This is a genomic window from Desulfobulbaceae bacterium, assembly GCA_015231515.1.
In the GTDB taxonomy this organism is placed as follows: domain Bacteria; phylum Desulfobacterota; class Desulfobulbia; order Desulfobulbales; family VMSU01; genus JADGBM01.
Window position 1 is genome coordinate 33506 of record JADGBM010000002.1, and the last position, 25495, is coordinate 59000.

The window sequence follows — 25495 nt, forward strand, 5'->3', positions numbered from 1 at the left end:
AAATGGTATCACAAAACCGATTCTATACAAAATTGAAATCGCAAAAGCTACCTAGATGGCAAATATCAACTAGGCTGATATTATTTAAGAGTTGAGATGTTTGGAATTAATTTTACAGACCCAAAAGTCAAGATATCCTCAACTGTTTGTCTGGAAGAATTCAAAATTTATAGAATCACAAAAAAAAGCACGTGAAAAAAATACCAGGTTTTGAGAGATCTGAATGGTAATCTCAGCCCCAAACTATATTTCATTTAGCGGTAAAGATGTGATCGGCAGAGATTGACAGGGCCAGATTCAAGATGTTTTTGGAAACGCCGTAACACCGGAACAGGCAGTATCCTTATAGCGAGGTCCATCGTAGAGATCATCAAAATCTCTAATTCGTAAGCCAAGTGTTGTCTCACAGGAACAAAGGAAAAAGATATAGCCTTTAGCAAAATTTTTAAAACTCGGTTGGTAACCGATAATGCGAATTCCATCATCTTCAAGCAGATCTTTGCGATAAGGCCAGCTTTTTGTGCATAGAGTACAGTGTTTAAAGCCGGAAGGGATATCTTCTTGAATATCGTCAATGCTCATTGAGTATCCTTTTTGTATGGGAGTTTAATCAGTTCTTGAGTTTGGGATATATCTGAACTGATTTTATTGTATCATTTTGAAAAGAGATTATATTCATGGCTCTAATCTGTTTAATGGCAGAGTAATTGAAAATGCTGTTCCCCGGCCAGGTATTGAATCACAGGATATCGTTCCGTGATGTTCCGATACAATATCGAGCACTATGCACATACCTATTCCGGCCCCTTGACCGCGATCCTTTGTAGTGAAAAAGGCCTCAAACATTTTATCCTGAACTTCAGGAACCATGCCACAGCCATTATCGGAAAAACGGATCGTCACCTGATCTTTCTCATGTACTACCGCGACTGTGATCTCTTTCTCGTTTTGTTCCTGTAGTGCAGCGATAGCATTGGTGGTTAAATTAATGAAAATTTGTTCAAGTTTATGGTGGTTTCCGTAAATTGGCGGCAAATCATCAGGGATTTGGCTGTTAAGATTGATAGCGTGTTGTTTTAGCGGCTCATTCATGACATTCATCGAATCATTAATGACAGCTGACAGGTCAACTTGTTCATGCTGCATCTCACTGGGCCATCTTAACGCACGCAGGTGGTTGGTGAGTTCGATGATTCTGGCGACTTGAGCCGCGGCTTTAGTGAACTTTACGAGCATTTTTTCGGGATTAATCTTGTCGTTTTTTATCGAATCAATAGCTACTTGGATCACGGTGTTAATGTACGTTAGTGGCTGATTAACTTCATGGGCAAGTCCTACGGCCAATTGCTCCAGGTTGGAAAACTTGTCTTGTAAGATAATCTTTTCCTGTTTCTCAAGCCGGATACGTTCTTCGATCTCCTTCCTAAGTTTGATATTGGCATCAGCAAGATCGACAGTTCGTTCGTCAACTAATTGCTCTAGATGATCGCGGTATTTTTTTAGTTCCAGGTGAGCCTTGATTCTGGCATTTATGATTGCCGGGGTAACGGGTTTTGTGATGTAATCCACAGCGCCAAGTTCAAGCCCTTTGGTTTCATCCTCAACTTCGCCCATCGCAGTTACAAAAAAAACAGGAATATTTTTGGTTTTCGGGTTGCCTTTAAGTCTTTTACAAACTTCATAGCCATCCATCTCAGGCATCATGATGTCCAGCAGAATAAGGTCAGGTGGGTTCTTGGACTCAGCAATGTGAAGTCCTTTTTCGCCGCTGGTGGCAATTTTAATCTGATAGCGACTTTTTAGTTGAACGGCGAGAAACTGGATGTTGGCAGGGACATCATCGACAATCAGTATGGTGGGTAGGGAACTCTCGTTTTCCATAATTACCTCGGTTAAAAGCTATCACCACAAGGGTATAAGATTCTTGATTGGTTGTTTTTGCTTTGTCGTTTCTATATTTTGTAAATCTAAGAGATGATTTCTCAGACCAAAAGTGTAAGAATCTAAAAGCGAACAACTCGTCCATTTACTATGCAGTGCCCAGCAGATCTTTCAGGTGTGCTAGGCTCTTTAGGGCTTTTTCGTAATCAAAATTGTCAATTTGTTGTCTTATGCTTTCGATATCGTGTTGATGATTACCTGCAAGGGATCTGACTATTGAATCCCACAGTTCATCATCAACGAGGTTGTTTTGGGTAAGGGCTTGATCCAGGTCTTGAAGAAGTGGTGTAAGGTCAAAAATTTCTAGTTTTGGATCGGCGGCATGATTTGCGATATCATCTGAAGTCTCAAGTGCACCTGCGGTTTCTTGAAGAACAGCGAGTAGAGTTGTTAGTTCTTGTTGAACTAGGTCGAACTCTCCCTGGGCAGTGGTTAGGTCGCCGGTCGCCCCTGTTTTTTCGAGCTTAAAGGCTGCGGATTGTAAAAGATCGGCTCGTAGATGGGCAGCAGCACCCTTAATGCTGTGGGCATGTAGCTTTACCTTGTCGGCATCGCCTAATGCCACGGCGCCTTTAAGCTGTGCAAGTTGGTCTGGCATTGTCCTAATTGCTACGTTAAGCAGTTTTTTGACAATGGAATTATTGAAACCTGGGTTGCGTTCGAAACTGTTTTTGTCAAAGACTTTTTTGGTTACTGTTGTCGGTTTACTAGGTAACTGTGTTTGTGTCGGTTGAGTTATATGCATTGTCTTCTTGACCCATTGATCTATTGTGGATGCCAGTTTTTGGGAATCAATTGGTTTGGTTAAGTAATCGTCCATGCCAGAGAGTGTACATTTTTCCCGGTCGCCATCTATGGCATGGGCGGTCATGGCAACAATCGGAATTCTATCAGTTGTTGATTGACATCGCTTCTGCTCAATTTCTCTGATTAAGCTTGTTGCTTCATAGCCATCCATTATGGGCATCTGGCAGTCCATCAATATAATGTGATATGATCCATTCTCAAACATTTCGACTGCTTCTTGACCGTTATTTGCGATCTCGGCTCGAAACCCGTAATTGCTCAAAATAGCCAGAGCAACCTGCTGGTTTACATCATTGTCCTCCACCAAAAGTATATTTACATCTCGTCGGATCAGATCAGCGATGGAGTGACGGGTTTGGATGTTTTCGGATTCAGGCCCTTCTTTTCTGGTGACAGTAAGTAAGCATTTATGCAAAATCGATTCATTGACGGGTTTTGTCAGATACGCGGCATATCCGGCTTTTTCAAAATGATTGGCATCACCGCGTTCTCCGATGAAAGTCAATATTACCAAAAGCGTAGCCGCAGTTTCAGGGTTTTCTTTGATATGTTGAGTCAGAGTTTCAATTTCAAGATCTGGAAATTGTTTGTCCATTATAGTAACGGTAAATGGTTTTCCGGCCTTTGCTGCTCGGCTTAGTTTGTCAAGACATTCCTGGCCTGAACTTGCCTCTTCATTGGGGCAGTTCCAACCAGCCAGCAGGGTAGTTACATACTCTCGGTTTGTGGCATTGCTGTCTGCGACCAGGATGCGCTGGTCAGAAAAATCTTCAGCGGTAGTTGCAGGAATTGATGATTTCTTTTGTTTTTTAAATTTTACTGTGAATGAGAAAGTGGAACCTTTCCCCTCTTCGCTTTCAAAACCGATTGACCCACCCATAAGTTCGGCAATTTGTTTTGAAATTGACAGTCCCAGGCCGGTTCCACCATACTTTCTGGTAATTGAAGTATCTGCCTGGGCAAATGGATTGAAAAGATCTGATTGCCTCTCAAGCGGAATACCAATACCCGTATCTTTTACCGAAATTTGGAGAAGAACTGTCTCTTTGTCAGCACTCAATAGATCGACTGTTAAGACAATCTCTCCATGGTCGGTGAATTTCAAGGCATTACCGGCTAAATTGGTGATAATTTGTTTGATCCTGCCAGGGTCACCTTTAAGAAGTGGTGGGACTTTCGGGCTTAGAATGCACAAAAACTCAACTCCCTTTTCATGGGCCCGCAGGGAAAGAATATTTGTGATGTCATCCAAGATAGTACGCAGGTCAAAATTGATAATATCTAATTCCATTTTACCCGCCTCAATCTTGGATAAATCAAGGATGTCATTTATGATCGACATAAGAGAGTCAGCGGATTTTTTTATTATTGATGCGTATTTTATTTGACTGGTGGTTAAGTTCGTTTCGAGAAGAATATTGGTCATGCCAATGATACCGTTCATTGGCGTGCGGATTTCATGGCTCATGTTGGCCAGGAAGTTACTCTTAGCAGCATTGGCTAGTATTGCCTCGTTGGCCATATCCTTGGCAATTGTTGTTTGCTCTTCCAGGTGTTCGTTTATTTGGATCAGCTCTATCTCTGTCCTTTTGTTAATAATAACCTGGGATGTACTATGAGCGACGTTTTTAAGAAATAGATCCAGTTGAGGATCTATTGGGAACTGTGAAAAAATAGCCAAAAAACCGATGGTGTTGTTATTGGTGTCTCGAAGTTGATAGCCTGCAACAGAAACCAGGCCGATTTCCTTTGCCCACTGATTATTGTGCACACGCGGATCTGTTGCCGCCCCGTTGGTTAAAAAACTATCCTCTTTGCCGGCAGCGATAAGGCCGATATTATAACAACCGAATGGTATTCTTGCATGTTCGCCATCAATATGCGTGTAGCGCCCTGAACTTGCGACAAGGTGCAAACATTTGTCATGGTCTTCGCACGCTTTTGTGCCCTTTGAGTGAGGGCAGACATCGCATCTGTCACCTGTGTCAGTTAAATAAATACGAACAAAATCGGCATTAACCATTGGAATTAATACCTCTGTTATCTCTTTTAATTTGCTGTTTAAGTCGCCGGGAGCAAAGAGTTTCTTCTGCAGTTTGCTCAGCTCATAATTACGAAATTCCAACTCTTTTCGTTTCGATATCTCTTGATGAATTCCTGACATCAGAAGCGGCTGGCCATTTTTCCCCCATTTGCTAACTTTACCACTGGCCAGGACCCAAACCCATTTGCCACTCTTGTGCTGCATGCGTATTTCAGTTTCGTAATAATCTGAGCTTCCGGTGAAGTGATTTTGCAGTAACTGCTCAGACACCTTAAGATCATCAGGATGCGTAAACCTAGCCCATGTTTCATACGATGAGGGCGAAAGTTCTGAGAGCGTATGGCCGATAATTTCTGCCCAGCGTTCGTTGAAAGAAGTCTCTCCGGTCTCTACATTCCACTCCCATGTGCCGACATTAGTGGCATGAAGAATGCTAGCCATGCTTTGTTTCTTTTGCCTAAGTGCTTTGTGCTGTTTTTCCAGAGCCGACATCATTAAGTTAAATGTTTCACCAAGTTCTATGACAGGGTCGGCGCAAGCATGTTGGAAAACCGGGCAGTCGGGGCATTTTTCCTTTTTCTGACCATATTTGCCCTGAACCTCCCCATGGCAAAGAGGCCCTTCAATTTCCCAGCATCTGAGATTGGCGAGATGGTCGTACGATGGGCAGTTTTTTTCATCGCACTGCATGGCTTCCCAACAGTGTTGTAACGAGGCGTTTTGAAATCTTGCGGAGAGATCGCCATCATCTAGGGTCAGTTTCATTAGTTCTTTTAATTCAGATGCAGTAGAAATAAGCCGCTGATTTATATTTTTGATCCGATCTTTGGACTCTAAGTGGTCGCGTATCTCCTTGTTTAGCTTGTGTGTTACGTTAATAACTACAATGAAGGCAAATATGAAAAAAACTCCTTGGGCAATAACTCCTCCAACTTGGATCAGGTGAAGCAGTTTGGTTTTAGACTCTGAGTATTTTTGCAAAAGCGTTACAGCGAGATCCATCTCCTTGAGAAGGATTAAGTTGTTTTCCATAAGCCACTGTATATTTGGGGCGGCTGTTTCTGGAGATTGGAGCACTAACTCAATTCTTTGGTAAAATACGTGCCAAAGATCAGCGACTTTTTCAAGTTGAGCCAGTGCCTCACCAGTAGCTGGGGGACAATATCTGTATTGCGTATTGTTGAGTTCAATGCCTAACGGTGCATCGCCTGAATCTTTAAGTGCTATGAGGGTTTGATCAAAAACCGCCATGGTTTGCCTGATCTGTTTTTTACCCTCTTCATCTTTTACGGAAGCAAAAATAAACGTCAGTGTTTCTTTGGCTAATTTCTGGGTTAGCATCCGCTGTCGTCCAGCAAGATTGATAACAAGATGATCATTTTCCTGCTGGGTATACTCCCACCAGGTCCCGGCAAACATCGAGAAGGTGATAAGGGCTGAAAGGGTTATCAGGCCTAGAAGTTTTTGTCGTATGGTCATGAACTGTTCTTTGGGTGGCTTGAATTTTTTTGAAATAAATAATGATACAACCTTATGGTATCACAACTTGTTCGCCAGTCAAATGTAAGTTGTCTGATGATAAGGGCCGTATGTAGAAGGAGAAAAGGAACGGAAGAGTTTTCAATTATTTATTGTACAAAGTTTCGAAAACCATTGTAGGCTACTATATGTACATTTTATAAAAGCGACCATAATATAAAAAAATGAAACGATGAAGGGGAAGAGAGTGTGAAAAGTTTAAGAGTACTGGTTGTTGATGATGATAGGGCAACTCGACGGGTTATCAAGTATAGCCTTAATAAGATGGGCCATAGCTTTATCCATGAAGCTCCCGACGGCGATACCGCTTTGGCTATTATTGACGTCAACCCTATCTTTGATTTAATAATTTCCGATTTAAATATGCCACGGATGAATGGGCTTCAGCTATTAAAAGCCATTCGAGCCTTGCCTTCCTACAAAGAAACTCCGTTCATAATGCTCACGGCAGAAGGGACTCAAAGCCACATAGTTGAAGCTGCTCAGGCTAAAGTGAGTCAGTACATCATAAAGCCCTTCACTCATGATTCTCTTGAGGAAAAGATCAATATTCTTTTCCCGGAAAAGGCGCCATGACAACAATACAGACCTTCTTTTTTGTGCCGTGGAGTTGTCATACGCTTTGTGCTTTTGGTGCTTTTCCCATCCACACTCTGTGAACGTTATTTTTCAGTTGTTCCCAGGTGGTTTTTATTGCATGTTTCAATGCAGGTTGTGCATTTTTGCCAATCACGCTCATCTTTAGCGCAGTCAACAATGAAAGACTGTATCCAACCCTCACCAGCCTTCGGGCAGTTATAGATAAAATCAATAAAGGCAACCAGACGTTCTGTCGCCTCTTCGGTAATTGCGTGTTCCATTCGGCAGGCAGTTTCGTTAGCAGTTTTGTGATCAATTTGCAGAACATTGATTAAGAAATTTTCAAGAACATTGTGGTTCCGCGTGATCTGTTTGGCAATTTTTGCACCTTTGCTGGTTAACGTAACAAAGCTGTATGGCTCGTAATTAATCAAACCTTTCTTGTCCAGAGTTTTCAGAGCCCCCGTAACCGATGCACTCTGCACCCCAATTCTCTCCGCAATGTCTTTTGCTCTGGCAACCTTATTTGATTTCTCAAGTTCAAGTATAACCTCAAGGTAATCCTCTAAGTTTTCTGAGAGCTGCCAATCTTTGGGCATTGTAACTTCCTTGAATGTTAGTGAGTAGAGTGCGACTTTTTACAATTTAATGTAGCACTCTAAACAAAATAAGTCAAACCAAGCTAGTTTTTGATGTACAAATAATTATCCATAAGTTATTACTAAGTTAGTCGTCACTAACATTGTCGTTGTTCATAACCTTATGAGTTCCCAACAATTCAGTAATCTCTATATGATTAGTCCCTATGAAAAAATGTGATAAGTGTCATTCCTGTGAGTGTGCTCCTGTTGATTTAGGTCCAGTTGAAAGCGATTCGGCACAGTTGAATTATGTCATCGTTGGGAATATGAACGTTGGAAAATCAACTCTTTTTGCCAGAATCCGTGGAGCGAAAACGGCCAGCGTAAATATCCCGGGTATTACTGTTTCGGTGAAAAGCGGTCGGATTAAATCGACGGGCGGCAAGGTTTTCGATACTCCTGGTATTCATTCTATTTTCTCTTCCAATGAAGATGAAAGGGCATCTAGAGATATTCTTTTGTCGCCCAAGCTTCATGATGGTGAAAAAGGAATTATTCTGGTTGCTGATGCCAAGAATTTGAAACGGTCCATTGCCATTGCGCTGCAATACGTGGAATATGGTCTGCCGATGCTTTTTGTTGTGAATATGATCGATGAAGCCGCATCGCGCGGTATTGAAATTGATTACCAGAAGCTTTCTGAAGAACTTGGCCTGGAAGTCTGCACGACTATTGCCCGGGAAGGGATTGGTGTTAATGAGCTTATTGCTGGCCTGGCTAAAAGCTGTCCACCCAAAAAAATCACGCAATATTCAGACGAAATTGAACAATATCTTGAACTCGTACATAAGTTGCTAGCCCCAACGCAACTTTCATCAAGGGCCCTTGGATTGTTGCTATTGTCTGGTGATCTGGGTTGCGAGCAGTACATCAAAGATAACTTTGGGGCAGGTATGCTGGCGCAGCTGCAGCAGTTGGCCGGTCAATACCGACAAGAGGTATCAGCTTCTATCGAAATTGTGCTTGGCAACCTATACCATAAAGAGGCTGCCAGGATTACTGCTATTGTTCAGGATGTTGAGCCTAAGACAAAGAATCCCTTTATCCTCAAGTTTGGCGATTGGTGCACTAAAACTTCAACAGGAATACCAATTGCCCTGGCTGTTCTGGCCACGATGTATTTGTTTGTAGGCTCTTTTGGGGCAACTTATTTAGTGGACACTATAAATGGCGTTATCTTTGAGGGGATAGTTATCCCGTGGACAACATCGTTAGTGCAGCACATACCTAACGAATTTTTGCGAGATATGATTATTGATCCAGATTTTGGTGTATTGCCAACGGGCGTTTTCCTTGCTTTGGGACTGGTTTTACCTGTGATTTTTTGTTTTTACATTGCCTTTGGTCTTTTAGAAGACTCTGGATATCTGCCGCGCATATCAATTTTGCTGGATCGGGTTTTTCAGTTAATAGGCCTCAATGGCAAAGGGGTGATTCCTTTGGTGATGGGCTTTTCATGTGTGACGATGGCCGTGTTAACAACAAGGGTACTCAATACTGATAAAGAAAAAAATATTACCTGCTTTTTACTTTTTTTATGTATGCCGTGTGCGCCCCTCATTGCTGTCATGCTGATTATTCTCGATAAAATGCCGGCGTCTGCTGGCTTCACAGTTTTTGGTCTGATATTGCTACAAATTTTCATTGCCGGGTTTTTAGCCAATAAAGTTATGCAAGGTGGGCGGACTCCATTGTTGTTGGAAATTCCACCAATGCGCATTCCAAAAATACAGGCCGTGGTTAAGATGTCCGCTCTTAAGACGTTTTTCTTTATGAAAGAAGCGGTGCCTGTCTTTATTTATGCCTCTATTGCCGTGTTTATTTTTCAAAGAATAGGCGGGCTTGAGATGCTCGAAAAGACTCTTGGTCCGATAATCAGTAAAGTTATGGGGCTTCCGGAGCAAAGTATTCAGGTTTTCATAAAAACAATGATACGGCGTGAGTCTGGGGCTGTTGAGTTACAGCATCTAAGAAGTTCATACACAAATTTGCAGCTGGTTGTTAATCTTCTTGTGATGACTTTTATCGCTCCCTGTATCAATGCCATTATTGTATTATTCAAGGAGCGGGGCGGACGTGCTGCTTCAACGATTATGGTAGCAGTAGTAGCTTACGCCATTATTCTGGGCAGTATTGTGAATCATTTCTGCCTCATTTTTGGTATTACATTTACGTGATAGCAGCAAATAGTAGCTAACAGCGATTGCTGCTAAAAAGTCTGGACTACAGGAGCATTTATTATGGATGAGAAATTTGAAGAAATTCTTGAAGCTATATGGGCAGCAGGTGAAAATAATAATTTTTCTGTTGAGGCGATTAGCAAGCGATGTGCGGTTGATTTCAATGATGCAGATCTGAGCGAGTTGGAAAAAGAGGGCATGATTGTCAAAAATGCCGACAAAGTGCTTTTTTCAAGTAAAGGCAAAGAGGTCGCCCAGAGCATCATGCGCAGGCATCGTTTGGCTGAAGTTCTTGTAACCAGTATTTTAAAGGTGAAAAGTTCTGAAATGGAAAAAATCGCCTGTCAGGTTGAGCATTGTCTTCAGCCAGAGGTTGAAGAATCGATCTGTATTCTCCTGGGGCATCCTGAAATATGTCCGGATGGAAAACCGATTCCAAAGGGAAAGTGCTGTGATCACGATGTGAAGGTGGTTAATAATATGGTTGTCAGTTTAAAGGAACTGGCGCCAGGCGAAAAGGGCAAGATTACCTACATTAAACCCGGCAGCCATTCCAATCTGCACCAACTTATCTCTTTTGGGCTCAATCCCGGTGTTGTGGTAACTGTTCACCGAAAAAATCCGGCATTTTGCATCAAATTTGAAAACACCGAACTTGCCATCGATGAAGAGATTGTGAAAAATATTTTTGTGTGGCGGTTGGTGAACTGAGTAGGGTTGAACATTAATTTTCACATATGAGCCTCGTACAAAAAGCTGTCATCCCCAAAGGTTTTTATCGGGGATCCAGAAAAACACCTGGTTCGGAGTCTTCGCTACCTCCCAGACATCGCTTCACTGTTGACTACATGCGGGAAAGACGACTATAAGGTATTGTTTTACGTTTACCTTAAACTAAGTCTAACGGCCACTATTTAACTACCCCAACCATTTCGAAATACTGCTTAATACCAGAATGGATTTTCTCAATGAGAGCCGGGGTCATCGATGTATGACCGTACACCTTGGTCTGCTCAATATCGACCTCTGCAGAATTAGAGACAGACTTATAGTCAAGCGTGTTAGCAAGTAAATTGCCCATTACAACGGCTGTCAGTTCCTTAGGAGCCCTGTCAAAATCCTGATCGTACTTTTCATGTTTTAAGAGAATTTGCTCAAACTTTTCAGGAAAGCCCATATTTTTTACAAACATAGCACCGACAAACGGATGCAGTTTCCTGACAACCTCGGATAACAAGGTCATATCAAGCTCTTTTTCATCTTTGTATACCTGAGCAAAGATACGTATTAAAATCAGTCTACCCAGATCGTGCATCACCCCAGCAGTAAAACAAATAAACGGGTTATCATATTTCAGATGTTCAGCGACCATTCGACTGGCAACCCCGCAGGCTATTGAGTGTGAAGACAGGCTCTGCAAGTCCGCTTCAAAACGGGAATCAGTCAAGGCGTGCATGGCTCGGTTACTCAGGAATACGACAACCTCTTTAACCTCTTGCATGCCAACTCTGGAAATTGCATCATCAACAGAAGAACATTTGTTAGCGCCGCAAAACAGCGCAGAATTGGAGAGAGCAATCAACTTGGATGAAATATTTTGATCCGGTGCTATAACCTTACCAAGGTCTTTAAACGTTGCCTGCTCATTCGCCATTGTTTCCTGAATTTTAAAGATGATGTCAGGCATTGAGGGCAGGTCAAGTTTTTCCGCCTTAGCTGTCTCAAATATTTTCTGGCCGGCTTCCTTCGGAGTCATCTCCCCTGATTGCATTGCAGTACAAAAATCTTGTATTCTACTTGATGAGGTTCCTTTGTTAGAAATTTCAAGCTGAGCCTTTTGCCTGGCAAGTCGCTGATCATCAGATTGGGCATTATGCGGCGCAGACTTCTTCTCTCCCGGGGGGGACATTTTCGACAGAGGACTGTAGGCAGCAAATTTATCCCGGAGCGCTTCAACCACAAAAGGTTTCATGATATAGCCCTGAATCCCAAGCTGGGCACAGGCTATAATTTCTGCCTTGTCTTTCACCCCCGAGGCGATAAAAATCTTGGTTGTGGTGTCTTTGCGTTTCTGGCGAATATTCTTCAGGACAATATAGCCGGACACATTTGGCATCATCATATCAAGAATTATTATCTCTGGCGCCTTGGAAAAATAGAGATCAAGGCCTGCCTTTCCATCATCGGCAAAATACACCTCGAACCAGGCCTCCAGGAATATCCTCTTGTATAACAACTGAATATTCGTATCATCTTCAATAATTAAAACTTTTGGCTTATCCAAAATCTTCTCTTAAGTGTTAACTTATGTTTGATTGCGACCCGAAGATTTTTCACAGTCCCACAGTTTGCTTATTGCCGATTATAGGTTGCCAAACTTCAATATACCACACACCATCATTTGCAGTGAATTTTAACGTTTGCAATATACTCACCTAGTTTCTCTAACAGTTTGCCGGCAGCCTTTTGGTCATGGTCTTTTGCAGCGGTTTCAATTTTTGCCCCAAGTTCTGTTATATACCGCATTCCGTATGCCCCACCCGAACCTTTTACTCGATGACCAGACGACTGCAGCGCCTCATAATCACCGGCAGATGCCACCTTGCGCATCTCTTCAACATCTTCTATCAACTCTTTCAGATATAACAGAGTTAAAGACTCCAAATCAGCATCCACAAAAATATGGTTTTTATCATTGCCTGGTTTTTCGGCAACAACTTCAGAGTGAGGCACAGGAAGGCTCTTCGTAGATTCTGGAGCCTTTAAAAGCCATTTTTCCACCATCGCCAGAAACTGTTTTTTCTGCAGGGGTTTTGAGATGTAATCATCCATACCGGCCTCAAGGCATTTCTCGCGATCACCACTCATGGCGTTAGCTGTCATAGAAATAATTGGCACTCGTACAGAAGGCTCTGGAATATACACGGCCGAATCCAAATCAAGATCTTCTATGCGCATATTTTTCGGGCCCAGCTTTCTAATTGCGCGGCAGGCATCATAGCCGTTCATGACAGGCATCTGCATATCCATCAGAATCAAATCGTAATCCTTTTCACTTGCCAAGTTCACTGCCTCCTGCCCGTTTTCTGCAAGATCGACTGAATAACCAGCCCCGCTAAGGTGGGCCATGGCAATCTGCTGATTAGCAGGGTAATCTTCAACCAGAAGAATTTCCCCGCCCCGAACGTGAACTTCTGCAATGGTATGCCGGGTAACTAATTGAGACGATTGTTCTGCTGAATCAACTACCAAGACCCTCACAGCTACCTGGTTTAACTCTCTTGCGGATACTGGTTTGGGTAGATACCCATTGATACCGGCCTTTTTACATCTCTCACCATCACCTCGCATCCCAATGGGCGTGAGTAGAATAAAAGGCACTCTAGAAGCCAGTTTGAGGTTCATCAAGTTGGTGGCCAGATCGAATCCGCTCATGCCCTTCATTTTGAGATCAGCTATTACAAGACCAAACAAGTTGTCTCCACTCTGATTTTCAAACATTGCCAGGGCTTCTTCGCCACTACCAGCCTCATGACAAACACAGCCCCAGTTTTTCAGGTATTGAACCAATGTGGTCCTGGTGGCGTCGCTGGAATCAACGACTAGAACGTTAAGCCCCACAAGATCAACAAACACTGGGGAACAATTAGTTTCTTGGCCTTTCTGCTGTGCAAAGGGAATCGTAAACCAAAACTCACTGCCCTTGCCCTCTTCACTGGTTAAGCCAATTTTACCTCCCAGTAGTTCCGTTAACTGTTTTGAGATAGCGGTGCCCAAGCCAGTTCCACCATACTTTCTGGTAGTGGAGTTGTCTGCCTGGGTAAAACTTTCAAAAATCGCCCCCTGCTTATCCTGGGGGATACCAATACCGGTATCTTTTACAGAAAAAAGGCAGTTGATCTCATGCTCTTGTTGAGACTCTAGGATCACACGAATAACTATCTCTCCACCCTCGGGCGTGAATTTTATGGCATTCCCAACAAGATTACCTAAGATCTGTCGTATACGGGTAGGATCTCCGACAACCTTGGGAGGGATGTCTGGTGCAAAAAGAGCAATCAGCTCAAGCCCCTTCTGCTGTGATCTATAGGCAAAAACCTTTGTTAAATCGTCGAACAGATATCGTAGATCAAAGGGTAAGCGCTCAACTTCTAACTTGGCAGACTCAATCTTGGCAAGATCCAAAACGTCACAGACCAACTCATTCAAAGCATTGGCCTCTGAGTGAATCGTTTCGATTATTGCCTTTTGTTTAATATCAAGTTCTGTCTCAAGAGCTAGCTCGGCCATACCGAGAACTCCGTTTAACGGAGTTCTAATTTCGTGGCTCATATTGGCCAGAAAGGTGCTCTTAGCAATATTTGCTGCCTCCGCTGCTTCTCTTGCTGCATGCAACTGTTCATTTGAGTCAAGAAGATCTTTGGTTCTATTTTCCACCAACAACTCAAGGTTATCCTTATATGATCGAAGCTCATCTTCTATGACCTGCCGCTTTTGGATTTCTTTATCATACTTTTGCAAAAGATTTTTCTCTCTGATAAGCCGAGTGATTCTCGCCAGCAGCTCATCCTGGGTAAACGGCTTTGCAATAAGGTCTGTGGCTCCAGCCGTTATCACTTCCACATAAGAATGGTGTTCACTATGCCCGGTCATCACGAGTACTTTTATTTGCCGGCAGCAATTTTTCACATACTCCAGAATCGCCATTCCGTCTGCATTCGGCATCATCATGTCAGTGATGACTATATCCACAGGATTGGCTTTCAACAGCTCAATCGCCTCTAAACCATCCGCAGCTGTCAAAAAATTATATCCCGCTGACGAAACATACCTGCCGACCAGATACAAATAGTCACTGTCATCATCAACTAGCAGAATAATTTCTTTGGTATTGTTTTCGTTGGATGTCATAGGGTAATTTTGTATAAATTAATCGGTAAAGGTCGAGTGTCCTGGGTAAATTTCACCTTTTCGCTTTTACGAATTAATCAACGAATTAACTGTTGCAAACAGAAAAAATATTATATAAAGAAAATAAGGAGATATTGGTAGTTTTTGCCGATACAGATACAGATACAGATACAGAATTATCGCGTAAGGAGATGATTATGGCAACCAAAAAAAAATGTAAATCAAATCTGGTCTTTAAAGCAATCTCGGCACCCCTTAATCTCTGCGGCCGTACTCTGTTAGCGGCCTATGATACCTGCGCAGCGCCTCTTTCCTTTCTGGCCGGTGCAACAAAGAAAGCGTCGGGCAAAAACACTCATCAGCAAAGTGCTGCAATTGTTCAACAAATACAAGAGTATAGATCCGACCTCGAAGGGCTATGCACCAGCTTGGGAAGTGAGATATATCATGCCGACAAGTCTGAGGAGGCAACTGCCAATGTCAAAATAATACAAGACGACATTGAAACCCTAAAGCGGATTATCGCCCTTCTCGAAAAGAAGCTGTCAACACTTAATACCCCAGAGCAAAAACAGGATTCTGATACTCTTTCTGAAGCACCACCAGCTGAACCGGAACAAACTCCCAAGGCTGCACAAAAAAGTAGCCAATCATCGACCAAACAGAAACAAACAAAAAACAAAACTACGCACAAACAAGCACTTGCAAAGACTCCCACTATTCCAGCTGGAAACAAATACACTCCGGCCGGATTGAATAAAATGCTCAAAAATGAGCTGTTGGCAATAGCAAAGGAACAATCGATCACCTGTAACGATTCTATGACCAAAAATGAGATAATTTCGTTATTAACCAAAAAGCCCAAATGATTCTTGCGGATTATACGAAAATAGAGTCGTAGATCTACTATTTTCAATTGCATATGAAGCCACGATCAAATACAATGTTGCAAATATTTATCAATGTTTTTCTTAACTTTCATCCAGCCGTGCGGATCAGTTCAATTCCACATTGCCTTGGACGATAAACCGGAGGCAAGATATGAAAATCACAAGTGAAACATATTATCCGGAAGATGCTTCAGCACTAAAAGATATTGGCCGCTATACTTCGGCCACCTTTGAATATTCTTCACTCGTGCTATCAAGCGTATTCGAGCGCGGCAGCAGGTCGTTCAGTGGTGTTACTACTGCTGCGTGCCCCAGCAAAAGTGCCATAAAAAGCCTCAACTCCCTTTTTAAGCCTTTTAAGCAACTAGGGAAACAAGCAAGTAGTCTTGTTCGTCCGTTCACCTGGACAGCAAGACAGGTTGCCGAGGTCGGCGAACGAGGAGTCCCTGTCCACCTTGACAAGAAATCCATTGCGGCATTACAGGGTTCAATGCAACGAATTGAAGAGCGCCTTGCAAATATTGAAAAAAATGGACTGTCTTTCTCCGGTTCGGTACAGCACCCAACTGCAGACGACTTTAAAGAGAAACCAAGTAAAGAAAAAAATATGCTGCTGCGCGCTGTTCTTGAAGACAGTAAGCACACCCTTGACGACTAAACAGCTTTGAAAATATTTTTTTTAAGCTGAAACCATAAAAACTCAATCCCAGGCAACAAAACGGTAGTAATGCGTTGTAGGCCTGGGCAATTATGGAAAAACAATCAAGGAAAACACTATGAGGGAGCACAGATTGTTAAACGTAGGCATTGATCTAGGAACATCCAGGAGTGTTATCGCCTGTGACAACGGAATACGGACATATGTGGCAAGCTGTATAGGCTATCCCAAGGATGCCATATCTCAAAAATTTCTGGGCAGCAACGCCATTTATGGCGATGAGGCCATAAAAAACCGGATGGCATTAAATATCTTCAGGCCATTTGAAGGCGGTCTTCTCAAGTATACTGATGACGAGGCGGACCCGGAGGGTTATCAGAAGGCAGTATCCATCGCCAGGGAACTTCTCAAGTATCTTCTTACTCAGATATCACCCGACAAGCAGACTATTCCTACTAAGATACGAGCCGTAATTGGTACTCCTGCCTTAGCGAGCAAAAAAAACAAAAAATCGCTGATGACTTTGTCGAAAGGTTTGGTTGAATCGGTAATGATAGCCTCAGAACCTTTCTGTGTTGCCTATGGGCTCAACATTTTGCATAACTCCATTGTTGTTGATATTGGCGCTGGTACAGTCGACTTGTGCCGTATGAGCGGGGCCCTCCCAAATGAAGAGGATCAGATTACCACCCATAAAGCAGGAAACGCTATAGACGAAGCCCTGTTAAACCTCATTACTGCCAAATATCCGGAAGCAAACCTCTCCGTGAACATGATCAAAAAATTCAAGGAAGACAATGCAACCATTACCTCTCGGAGTGAGGTGCTTGAAATAACTCTGCCGATTAACGGCAAGCCCACAAAGCTTGATGTCACTGACGAGGTCAAGCAGGCATGCCGCTCCATTGTGCCGGACATAGTCGAAGGTATACAAGCATTGGTTGCCAAGTTTGATCCTGAGTTTCAGGAAGAGTTAAAAGCCAACATCATTCTTGCCGGTGGCGGCAGCCAGATGATTGGCCTGCGGCAAGAGATAGAGAAGTATATGCAGGAACACCTTGGCTCAGGAAAGGTACGTAAAGTTGAAGAACCGCTCTATGCCGGAGCAAACGGCGCTTTGATGCTATGCAAGGATATGCCGGAAGAGTATTGGAAAGAGCTTGAATCATCAGCACTTGTATCAAAATAACCAGGGAAAACCATCAATACTATAATCAGAGTTTTTTTGTATTAACAGTAGTAATACAAAAATAGAGATACAACCACCGCGTAACATTTATTCATCGAAGGGGGAAGTAGATATGGAAGACCAACAGGAAAGAGACCTCAGGTACAAACTTGAACATTTTGGCGACGTTGTAGTTGAAATGATTGAAGGTTTCGGATGCAACATCACTAAGGGCTTCCGCGGCATTTGGCTAACACGTCACATTAATGGTGCCAAGCGGGATAGAAACAATGTCGTCTACCGCATCGGTGAACGCGTAGTTACTCTGCGCAAAGATACCGCTGATCTGTTTGCCGATGACACAGAGATGACAACACTTTTTAGCGAATTCGACGGTGCAGATCAAAAACTCGAAGATATGATTAATGAGCGCGAAGAGCGACTTGACCGCATCAGAGGTAAAATTAAAGCTGCTACTGCTGTTATGGAAGAAGACTCTTTCCCCGATGACATGGCAGCAGCACCAGCATAATTAATACGCTTTACAAACTGCGAAATTAAACGAGTGTCCTTTGGCATTTTGTCAATTAGCGGCAAGTAAGCCCCCTTCATTAATCTTACCGCCGCCGTATACGACTAGGAAATATACATGACTGAAACGTCTGCAACCACACCTGCATCCCAGGCAAACATTGTCGCACAGGTACATGAAGCGCTTGCCAAAGTCAAAGCGGCAGCACGGGTTAAGCAACGTACCGTTGAAAACCTTATTGAATCTGCTCAGGCTGCCCATGGAAAAGTCTTGCAGAAATTTAACGATCATATTGACCTGTTAGAACACGAGAAGGTTCGCCTGGCCAAAGAGGCGGAAGATTCCAAGGACGCTCAAGAAAAAGCAGAGGTTGCGTTGCTCGATGCTAAAGAATCTGTTCTTGCCATGAAAAAGGAGATGGTGGTTCAAAAAGAGGAACACAGCCGTGCCGTAACGGACCTCACCAAAAAAAATAATGACTTAAAAAAAGAAAAAGAAGTACTGGTTAAACGTGTCGGCAGCCTTGAAAAAGACGTTGAAGGTAATGAGAAAAAAATACAGGCCCTGACTGCAGAACTTGAGACCTCAAAAGACGTTGAGAAGTCGTTAAAAAAAGAGATCGCAGAAACGGCCGAAAAACACAGTGCCGAGCTTAAAAAGCGCAATGAAAGTCATAAAGACGCCATTGAGGATCGTAACAAAAAAGCAAAAGAGCAGGCCGACAAAGATCTTTCAGCTATCGAGATACTTAAAAAGCAAAACGGCGATCTTACCACAGAACGCGACGCCTTAGCCAAAAATGTTTTAACATTGGAAGCTGCTGTCGATAACATGAAAGACGAGAAAGAACAAATCAAGAACTCATTGTCGAATCAAATAGCTGAACTCTCCGAAAAGCAGGCTTCTTTAGTATCTGAAAAAGAGGCAATGCAGGATAAATTAGAGCAGTTCCAGCGGGCCTGGGACAACATGGAAAGTTAAGAGCATGCCTAATTTCCGACACGTAATAACCGACTGTATTCAGTCCGGTCGAACCGGCAATAAAGTTGACCTGCACCTTGTTGAGGCAGAAAAGAGCTGCGATGATGCGGCTGAAAGACTGATCAAAGTTCAAAATGAGTTGAAACAGGCTGAAAACCTTTTCAACCAAAGCAGTCGCTACCTGAAAAAACTTTTATCCGATGAGATAGCAGCTAAAATCGAAGTGCCTCGTTTGAGAAACGAACTCGGCGGCCTCAAGGATAAATTAATAACTTTAACCTTTGAAACTGATCGTTGGCAGGAAGTGTGCCGCAAGCAGGAAGGTCAAATCAATGAACTTCTTGAAAAAAAATTAGCTCTTAGCCAAGAGCTCAGCACTACCCAAAAAGCAGCTCAAGAAGCTGAAGAGACACACTGCGTCTTAAAAAAAGAGTGCGAAGACCTCTCAAACGGCATTGAAATTATCAGCGCACTCCAGGCTGAAATCGATATCTTCGAACATATTGTCCCTTGCACTCAGCCCGCTATCGAGGCCGAAAAACTATCATCAACTGAGCTAATAAACGATGTAAACAACATTGGTGTAAAAATACGCAGCGCGCTTGATAACAAGCAGCAAGCTGACGCAAAAAGTGAAGAAAACAGTGCCAGTATCAACACCCGAAACAAAAGCATTGAGAAAACTCAGCTACATATAACCAAACTCGAAGACGAGTGTAGTAGTAAAAACGATGTAATTGCTTCACTGGATCGCGATATCACTGCCCTTACAAAGCAGGTTTATGAACTTCAGCAGCGTTATCAGACTTATTATGAGATTATTGAAGAGAGCAATGCCGTTACGCAAAAGAGAACTGCTCTAATAAACACTGTAAACGCCGAAAATACTAACTTAAAGGACTCACTTCTCGCCTGTAACAAGCTTGAGATGAAACTACGACTTGAAGAGCTTAAAATGAGTGTTTTTCTTAAAGAAACGGAGGAACTCAATGGCTGATTCTTCTGTCATACGGTCGCGTTACACCAGAAATGAAATCATTTCTGTTATGCAGGAAGTTGCCACCTTAATGGGGTCAAGAAAACAAAAGGCCCACTATGTTACTGAAACCAGTAAGATTAATCTTCAGGCCAACTTCATCGCCGAAAAAGTCGCCTCATTAAACGATAAACTAAAAAAACTTCAAAACCAGATCCGCGATGCGGAAGTCACCGCTAAAGAGCCTTCAGAAACCTTACTCCGTTTACGTTCGGCCAAACAAACTTTAACTAACGAATACGCCAGGTTCAACAGTATTGCAGAACAAAGCAGACAGCGGGTAAAGGGCAAAAATAAAGAGACCATAGAGATTCTGATCCAGGAAATTAATGACCTGAGCGAACAAACTATCCCACTGGCCAAAAATCTTTTAAATTCAGCCCAGCAGAAGAATCTCGACATCCAGGAAGAGAAAGTAAACTGTTTTTTATCCATGGCAAAACTTCACACCGATTTCACAGCCGCACTTGGCTATGCAACCGATGAAATGGACAAAAGTGCTGAAAATCTCCAAGGTCTCATTCAGAAGAATGATGATGTCGGCACTCTTTTAGAAACCCTTACCAATCAAGAAAAGAAGCTTTCTGATGATATTCCCCTGTTGGAGCAAACTATAAAGGAAAAGCAAGAGGACAAAAAGGCCCTTGAGAAAGAGCTCGATAAACTCAAAAATACCAAGAAACGGATTGATGCGCTGGAAGACCCTAAGGCTTACATTGATCAGCTTTTATTACAATTTGAAGAAGACAAGTTAAGCTTAGAAGCAAAACAAGATGCTTTGGAAGCAGTTCAACTTATCAATAATGAAGTCAAGACGATTAATACCAGCCTTGAAAACGGCATCAAGGATTATGTCTCTATTTTCAGTGAATTTGAAGAAAATCTAGCCAGCATATAAATTGTCACCCAGATAAGGTTATACATTAAATAAAATCACAAACTGATATATTTCAGCAGTTACGATTCAAAAGGAGACTATAAATGTCAGGTAGTAATGAAAAAAAACGTTCAGCAGTATTACGAGGGATCGCCTCTGTTTTAAACACATGCGGCAATGCAGTGGTTGTTTCGTTTGATGCTGGCGCTAAGCTAACTGGATCTTTTGGAAATACATTCAAGAAACTGTCGGGAATGCCATTTCGAAAAAAATCGTCTGCCACTTCAGAGGCCTATCAGCGGGAATGTGACACGTTACTTAAATCTATCAAAGACTATGAGCAAAAAATTAAATCAGTTTATTACGAAATAGGCAAAGCAAGCGCAAGGCTAACAGAAACTGATGGTGATGAAGCCCAAATTAGTAACTCTGGGACAGTTAAAGAGCTCCTTGAAAAAATTCATGGTTATGAAAATTCAGTAAAAAAAATGCGTGGTCGTATTGCCGGTCTTGAAGAAGAACGTGCCGCCGAAGAAGCCAGAAAAAAAGAAGATGATGGATATCGTCGTGCAACTCTTATGGCCGGTCGGGCACGCAAAGGCAAACAACGCGGTGATGCCAGCCAGTTAACAGCCGACATTAACAACGCCATAAAAGAAGCACTTATTCATGGTACTTTTGAAACGGCATCTGATCGTGCAGTCTTTGACAATGTCGCCACTGATTTACTTGATAAAGAAGCCGAGATCCAGATGCTAGCTGCAGCAGAACTTGGAAAGATGAAAAACATTGCTGCAGTCCCTGTTCTTCACGCTGCTATCGGCATGGCTGAAGGGCACTTGGCCACCGAGATTGTTAACGCCCTGATCTCCCTTGGCGACCCAAGCAGTGTTGATGTCCTTCGTCAGTCTGCCCGTGATACGAGTGCCCGCGTTCGTATCACCTCACTGCGCGGTCTTTATAAACTTGCCCCAGAAGATAAAGATGTTCGCCAACAAATTATCGATTCATTAAGCGACATTAACCCTGAGGTTCGTAAAACCGGTGCCACATTGCTGGGCTGGCTTGATGAAAGCAAAGCTGTTCCTGCCCTGATCCAGTGTCTTACTGATGAAGATGAACGAGTACGAAAAGCAGTTGTTTCCGCCTTGGCAAACATCAGAGATACTGCAAGCATGCTGCCAATCATCCGCCAACTGCGCGATGACAGTACAGAGGTACGAAAAAAAGCCCTCGATGCCATCAAGGTTATATCGGGTCAAGAGGTTGCCTTTGATCTCAGCGCTAAAGGTGACGAACTTCTTGAAATTATTGATTCGATGAAAAAATGGTGGCAGGAAGTCAGGGCAAGCGGTCAGTCAAAACCATTTATCATAGGCGCTACAGATGATCAAAAACCAACAGGATCTAAAGTTTCTAAGGCAGAAAAACCCGCATCCGAATCTGAGCCAGAACCCAAAATAGCTTCAAATCCTGAGCCTGCAGAACCCGCTGCAACAGTTGAAACCAATGAGCCAGAAGTGGCTGATGTTAAAAAAACAACGGACAAAGACAAAGACGCAGATAGTGCCGCTGACAAAAAGGCCGCAAACGACACAACTTCTGCAAAAGATGAAACAGCAGAGCAGGATAAACCCTCTAAAGACAGTAACAAAGACAAAACCGAAACAAACAGTAAAGCTAAAGGCAAATAAGCGTGATCAGAACCGAACAAGACTGGCAGAAGAAAAAAGAGGCTATTCGTAAAAAGAATTTGCCTCATAGAATACGTCAGCGCCTTTCAACATGGCTGGAGAGAAAAGAAAAACTTTTCGAACAGCTCTCAGAGTTGTCTCCTTCGCAGGAAGAACCGCAGGTAATTTATGAAGAAAAACTTTCAATCTCCTCTGAGCTCGAAGAACTGGAGCATGAAAACCTGGCGCTCTATGAAAGGCTTCAGTTTTTGCAGTCAGAAGCCGCAAAAAAACGACAAGTTGAAAGCCTTTCTATTGAACAGGAAGATCGTCTTAAAGAACAGCACCTTAACGCCCTTGCAGAAAAGAATGACCTTGAAATAGAAATTTCCTTCATGCAGGATGAACTAAAGCAGATTGACAATGAACTTAAGACCACAGAAAAAATTTATCTTGGCAACATGCAGCAGTTAGGTCTTCTTATTGAACAGATACGCTTTGTCAGTGGTGAGGTTGATATCTGGGCTGAAAAAATGATCTCCCTTGAAGGGGATGTGCCCCAACAACATAAAGAATTGAATTGCATTATTGATCAAATTGAGTCGGCAAACCAGGCCCTATTCAGCCTGAGTGAACGGCTGCATGCCATTGAGCACCATGTCAAAACAGCCTATTATAAGGGGAAAGGGAGAACTTCATGAGCACAGCAACTTCCACACCGAAAAAGAGTGGTAATACACACTCTGCTTCAACGGTTACAACGAGCGTCAGGGCAGGAGTTCCAGCCAAATCAATTGATGCACCTACTCGTAAATATATCCACGATACAAATGTCGAATCACCATATATTGCCGAGATAACTGGACTTGCGAGCCTTCAGGATGCTACGTATAGCGTCGATCTTGAAAAAACTGTTCAGGACATGGCAGGAATTATCAACAACATGGAGGCCCAATTAGACAGGGTTCTTTCCATGAATGCCATTTTTGAAGAGGATCTGAATACCTCAAAGCAAATTATTACTGAGTTAAAAGAAGAAAAAGTCAAACTCATTGATGAAGTTGCCAGACTTGAAGCTGAAATGCCGTCTAAGCGTGAAATGCAGATGGAAATGGATCAGCTTATTGAAGAGCGCTCCACTTCTCAAAATCACATTCATGGTCTCAACACTGAAATTGACGCCATGAATAAATCAATTGAGGCCTATCGTAAAGAGATTGTGCAGCTGGAGATGGAAAAGAATGATGCTGTTTCAGAGGTAACTTTTCTTGAATCGCGCCAAAATGCATCGCGACAAAAGGCTAACAGCCAGGATCAAAAGATTAACCAACTCAAAGCCGAAAAAGTTACCTATCAGAAAAAAATCATTCGTCTTCAAGATGAGTGTCAACGAGCAATGGAAGAGAAATATTCCCTACTGAGAGAGCTTCAGGAAGCCCAGGATATCCTCAGTGAAGTTTCCAGACATTAGTAATTAATTTAGTCGAGTTTTTTTGAGTTATACCATTATGATTGACACAACAGACAATAACCCAGCCAGCCCGGTAGAACTTCTTCGTACTCTACATGAATTAAAAAGCATGCGAAGTCAGCTTATTGCTGAAAATGAGCAGTACAAGGAAGAGATTCAATCTCTCGCTTCAATATTGGAAACGGCTGGTCTCGCAATTACAAGCAGTGACGAGACGATCAACGCCTATAAAGAAAAGCGTGACGCCCAGCTTGAACAGATTGAAAAGCTCAGCTTTGAAAGAAACCGACTAGCTGACAGCATTAACCAGAACCGCCTAAAACTTAAAGCTGTCCAAAATGATACCAACTCCAGTTCTGTTATGATTGAAACAATGGAACGGGAGCTTGAAAATATCGAAAATGAGAAGGCTGCTATGCAGAAGCGCCTCATTTCTGTTGGCGATGGAATTTCTGAAATAAGCGCACAAAAAAAGGACAGGCTCCCCGATGTCATGGGACAGGATAAGATTTTGAAAAAGATGTACCGCATTTTTAAAGAGGCTGAAGATCGTATGGAAGTTTCTATCCACCTCAGCGGCACAAAAACAAGCCCCGAGTAAGACCTGTGAATGTTAAAAGAAACGTTACCGCCACATCAAGGATTACCGACAACGAGCCTGTCTCACTGTTATTTCTTAAACGACAGGAGTTGGCCAGACAGTCTGAGCGAGGGTTGCTACCGATATATAAATCGTATGGACTTATCAGTGAAGAACAGTATCAAGTATTGCGTAACGATATAACCTTCCTCTTTCTTGATAATATTGCTGACACTATCCAGCTGGTTTTTTCGGTGGACGGCAACAGAGATGAGGTGCTTTTACAATATAAATTTACTGAAACGGGGATTAAGGAAGTTACTAATTTATTGGCTCGAAGCAGCCGATATCGTTCCACAGAGATTACCCTAGACCTCTATATTGATTTTACCCCATCTTTTTTGGGCTTAGATAAAGATACACGAAGAATGTTACTAAAAAACACAGAATTAGAATGGCATCGTGACTAACTTTCTGGAGACGACATAGCAATGGCAGAAGTAAAAATAATGATAGTTGATGATGAGGAGATTGTCCACGAGAGTATCGAGGATGCCCTTGAAGATGAAGGTTACGAATTTATAGATGCCTTTAGCGGCGGAGAAGGAATCGATCTTTATAATAAGCACAAACCGGCTCTCATTATACTCGATCTTCGTATGCCAAAAATGAACGGCCTTCAATTTCTTGAAAAACTTCAAGTCAAGCCTGAAGACCCCTTCTCAGTCATCGTACTCACCGGGCATGGCGATGCGGAAGATATGGAGAAATGTTACGATCTCGGCATCAGGACTTTTTTACGTAAACCATTCGACATCAAGGAACTGCGCTCTCTGGTGGAATCGTGTATTAACCTCAAAAAGGTTGAGACAAAACTCACCTCAGAGGTTTCAAAACGGGAAGATGCTGAAAGCGAGCTGGATGATTACCGCAAGGAACTTAATAAAATGATGGAGTCACTGAAGATTTGAGCTGACTGCCGCACTC

The 25495-nt window shown here is 42.7% G+C and carries 22 protein-coding genes; 16 read left to right on the forward strand and 6 right to left on the reverse strand.

Translation table 11 applies throughout. The features are described from left to right. Nucleotides 1-297: 297 nt before the first annotated feature. The 3 genes from HQK80_00665 to HQK80_00675 form a co-directional block, all read right to left on the reverse strand. A complete protein-coding gene (locus HQK80_00665) occupies nucleotides 298-582 on the reverse strand; it encodes a hypothetical protein (GenBank protein ID MBF0220734.1) in 285 nt (94 codons plus the stop codon). A 93-nt stretch (nucleotides 583-675) separates the two neighbouring features. Continuing rightward, nucleotides 676-1881 (reverse strand): response regulator, encoded by a 1206-nt coding sequence (locus tag HQK80_00670; protein ID MBF0220735.1) that lies wholly within the window; start codon nucleotides 1879-1881, stop codon nucleotides 676-678. Between the two features lie 148 nt (nucleotides 1882-2029). Then, complete coding sequence (locus HQK80_00675) at nucleotides 2030-6271, reverse strand: response regulator (protein MBF0220736.1); 4242 nt, start codon at nucleotides 6269-6271, stop codon at nucleotides 2030-2032. Nucleotides 6272-6520: 249 nt separating this feature from the next. Here HQK80_00675 and HQK80_00680 point away from each other — a divergent pair, with 249 nt between their 5' ends. Beyond that, entirely contained in the window at nucleotides 6521-6907 is a 387-nt protein-coding gene (locus HQK80_00680) for a response regulator (protein MBF0220737.1), read from the forward strand. 86 nt (nucleotides 6908-6993) lie between these two features. Here HQK80_00680 and HQK80_00685 read toward each other — a convergent pair whose 3' ends face one another. Beyond that, nucleotides 6994-7509 (reverse strand): metal-dependent transcriptional regulator, encoded by a 516-nt coding sequence (locus tag HQK80_00685; protein MBF0220738.1) that lies wholly within the window; start codon nucleotides 7507-7509, stop codon nucleotides 6994-6996. Between the two features lie 206 nt (nucleotides 7510-7715). Between HQK80_00685 and HQK80_00690 the strand changes: the two genes are divergently transcribed. Further along, nucleotides 7716-9728 carry a ferrous iron transporter B gene (locus tag HQK80_00690; protein MBF0220739.1) on the forward strand — a complete coding sequence of 671 codons (2013 nt, stop codon included), beginning with the start codon at nucleotides 7716-7718 and terminating at the stop codon, nucleotides 9726-9728. A 63-nt stretch (nucleotides 9729-9791) separates the two neighbouring features. Then, nucleotides 9792-10442 carry a metal-dependent transcriptional regulator gene (locus HQK80_00695; GenBank protein ID MBF0220740.1) on the forward strand — a complete coding sequence of 217 codons (651 nt, stop codon included), beginning with the start codon at nucleotides 9792-9794 and terminating at the stop codon, nucleotides 10440-10442. 199 nt (nucleotides 10443-10641) lie between these two features. Here HQK80_00695 and HQK80_00700 read toward each other — a convergent pair whose 3' ends face one another. Both HQK80_00700 and HQK80_00705 read right to left on the reverse strand, forming a co-directional pair. After that, the gene (locus HQK80_00700; protein ID MBF0220741.1) at nucleotides 10642-12015 is read right to left on the reverse strand and encodes an HDOD domain-containing protein; all 1374 of its coding nucleotides are present in this window, start codon (nucleotides 12013-12015) and stop codon (nucleotides 10642-10644) included. 113 nt (nucleotides 12016-12128) lie between these two features. After that, nucleotides 12129-14642 (reverse strand): response regulator, encoded by a 2514-nt coding sequence (locus tag HQK80_00705; protein MBF0220742.1) that lies wholly within the window; start codon nucleotides 14640-14642, stop codon nucleotides 12129-12131. 197 nt (nucleotides 14643-14839) lie between these two features. Here HQK80_00705 and HQK80_00710 point away from each other — a divergent pair, with 197 nt between their 5' ends. From HQK80_00710 to HQK80_00770, 13 genes are all read left to right on the forward strand, one after another. Continuing rightward, nucleotides 14840-15511 carry a hypothetical protein gene (locus HQK80_00710; GenBank protein MBF0220743.1) on the forward strand — a complete coding sequence of 224 codons (672 nt, stop codon included), beginning with the start codon at nucleotides 14840-14842 and terminating at the stop codon, nucleotides 15509-15511. 172 nt (nucleotides 15512-15683) lie between these two features. Beyond that, nucleotides 15684-16190, forward strand: a complete 507-nt coding sequence (locus tag HQK80_00715; GenBank protein ID MBF0220744.1) for a hypothetical protein — start codon at nucleotides 15684-15686, stop codon at nucleotides 16188-16190. Between the two features lie 118 nt (nucleotides 16191-16308). Continuing rightward, complete coding sequence (locus HQK80_00720) at nucleotides 16309-17379, forward strand: rod shape-determining protein (protein MBF0220745.1); 1071 nt, start codon at nucleotides 16309-16311, stop codon at nucleotides 17377-17379. Nucleotides 17380-17491: 112 nt separating this feature from the next. Continuing rightward, nucleotides 17492-17890 (forward strand): hypothetical protein, encoded by a 399-nt coding sequence (locus tag HQK80_00725; protein MBF0220746.1) that lies wholly within the window; start codon nucleotides 17492-17494, stop codon nucleotides 17888-17890. Between the two features lie 117 nt (nucleotides 17891-18007). Next, nucleotides 18008-18871 carry a hypothetical protein gene (locus tag HQK80_00730; protein MBF0220747.1) on the forward strand — a complete coding sequence of 288 codons (864 nt, stop codon included), beginning with the start codon at nucleotides 18008-18010 and terminating at the stop codon, nucleotides 18869-18871. Between the two features lie 4 nt (nucleotides 18872-18875). Continuing rightward, the gene (locus HQK80_00735) at nucleotides 18876-19868 is read left to right on the forward strand and encodes a hypothetical protein (protein MBF0220748.1); all 993 of its coding nucleotides are present in this window, start codon (nucleotides 18876-18878) and stop codon (nucleotides 19866-19868) included. After that, nucleotides 19861-20805 carry a hypothetical protein gene (locus HQK80_00740; protein ID MBF0220749.1) on the forward strand — a complete coding sequence of 315 codons (945 nt, stop codon included), beginning with the start codon at nucleotides 19861-19863 and terminating at the stop codon, nucleotides 20803-20805. Before HQK80_00735 ends, HQK80_00740 begins: the two co-directional genes overlap by 8 nt. A gap of 83 nt (nucleotides 20806-20888) precedes the next feature. After that, nucleotides 20889-22478 carry a HEAT repeat domain-containing protein gene (locus HQK80_00745; GenBank protein ID MBF0220750.1) on the forward strand — a complete coding sequence of 530 codons (1590 nt, stop codon included), beginning with the start codon at nucleotides 20889-20891 and terminating at the stop codon, nucleotides 22476-22478. Between the two features lie 2 nt (nucleotides 22479-22480). Beyond that, entirely contained in the window at nucleotides 22481-23158 is a 678-nt protein-coding gene (locus HQK80_00750; GenBank protein ID MBF0220751.1) for a hypothetical protein, read from the forward strand. Continuing rightward, entirely contained in the window at nucleotides 23155-23928 is a 774-nt protein-coding gene (locus HQK80_00755) for a hypothetical protein (GenBank protein MBF0220752.1), read from the forward strand. The genes HQK80_00750 and HQK80_00755 overlap by 4 nt, the downstream gene beginning before the upstream one ends. Nucleotides 23929-23965: 37 nt before the next feature. After that, nucleotides 23966-24529 (forward strand): hypothetical protein, encoded by a 564-nt coding sequence (locus HQK80_00760; protein MBF0220753.1) that lies wholly within the window; start codon nucleotides 23966-23968, stop codon nucleotides 24527-24529. Between the two features lie 5 nt (nucleotides 24530-24534). Further along, nucleotides 24535-24978, forward strand: coding sequence for a hypothetical protein (locus HQK80_00765; GenBank protein ID MBF0220754.1), 444 nt, complete (start codon nucleotides 24535-24537; stop codon nucleotides 24976-24978). Between the two features lie 21 nt (nucleotides 24979-24999). Then, complete coding sequence (locus tag HQK80_00770) at nucleotides 25000-25479, forward strand: response regulator (protein MBF0220755.1); 480 nt, start codon at nucleotides 25000-25002, stop codon at nucleotides 25477-25479. The last annotated feature ends 16 nt before the right edge of the window (nucleotides 25480-25495 follow it).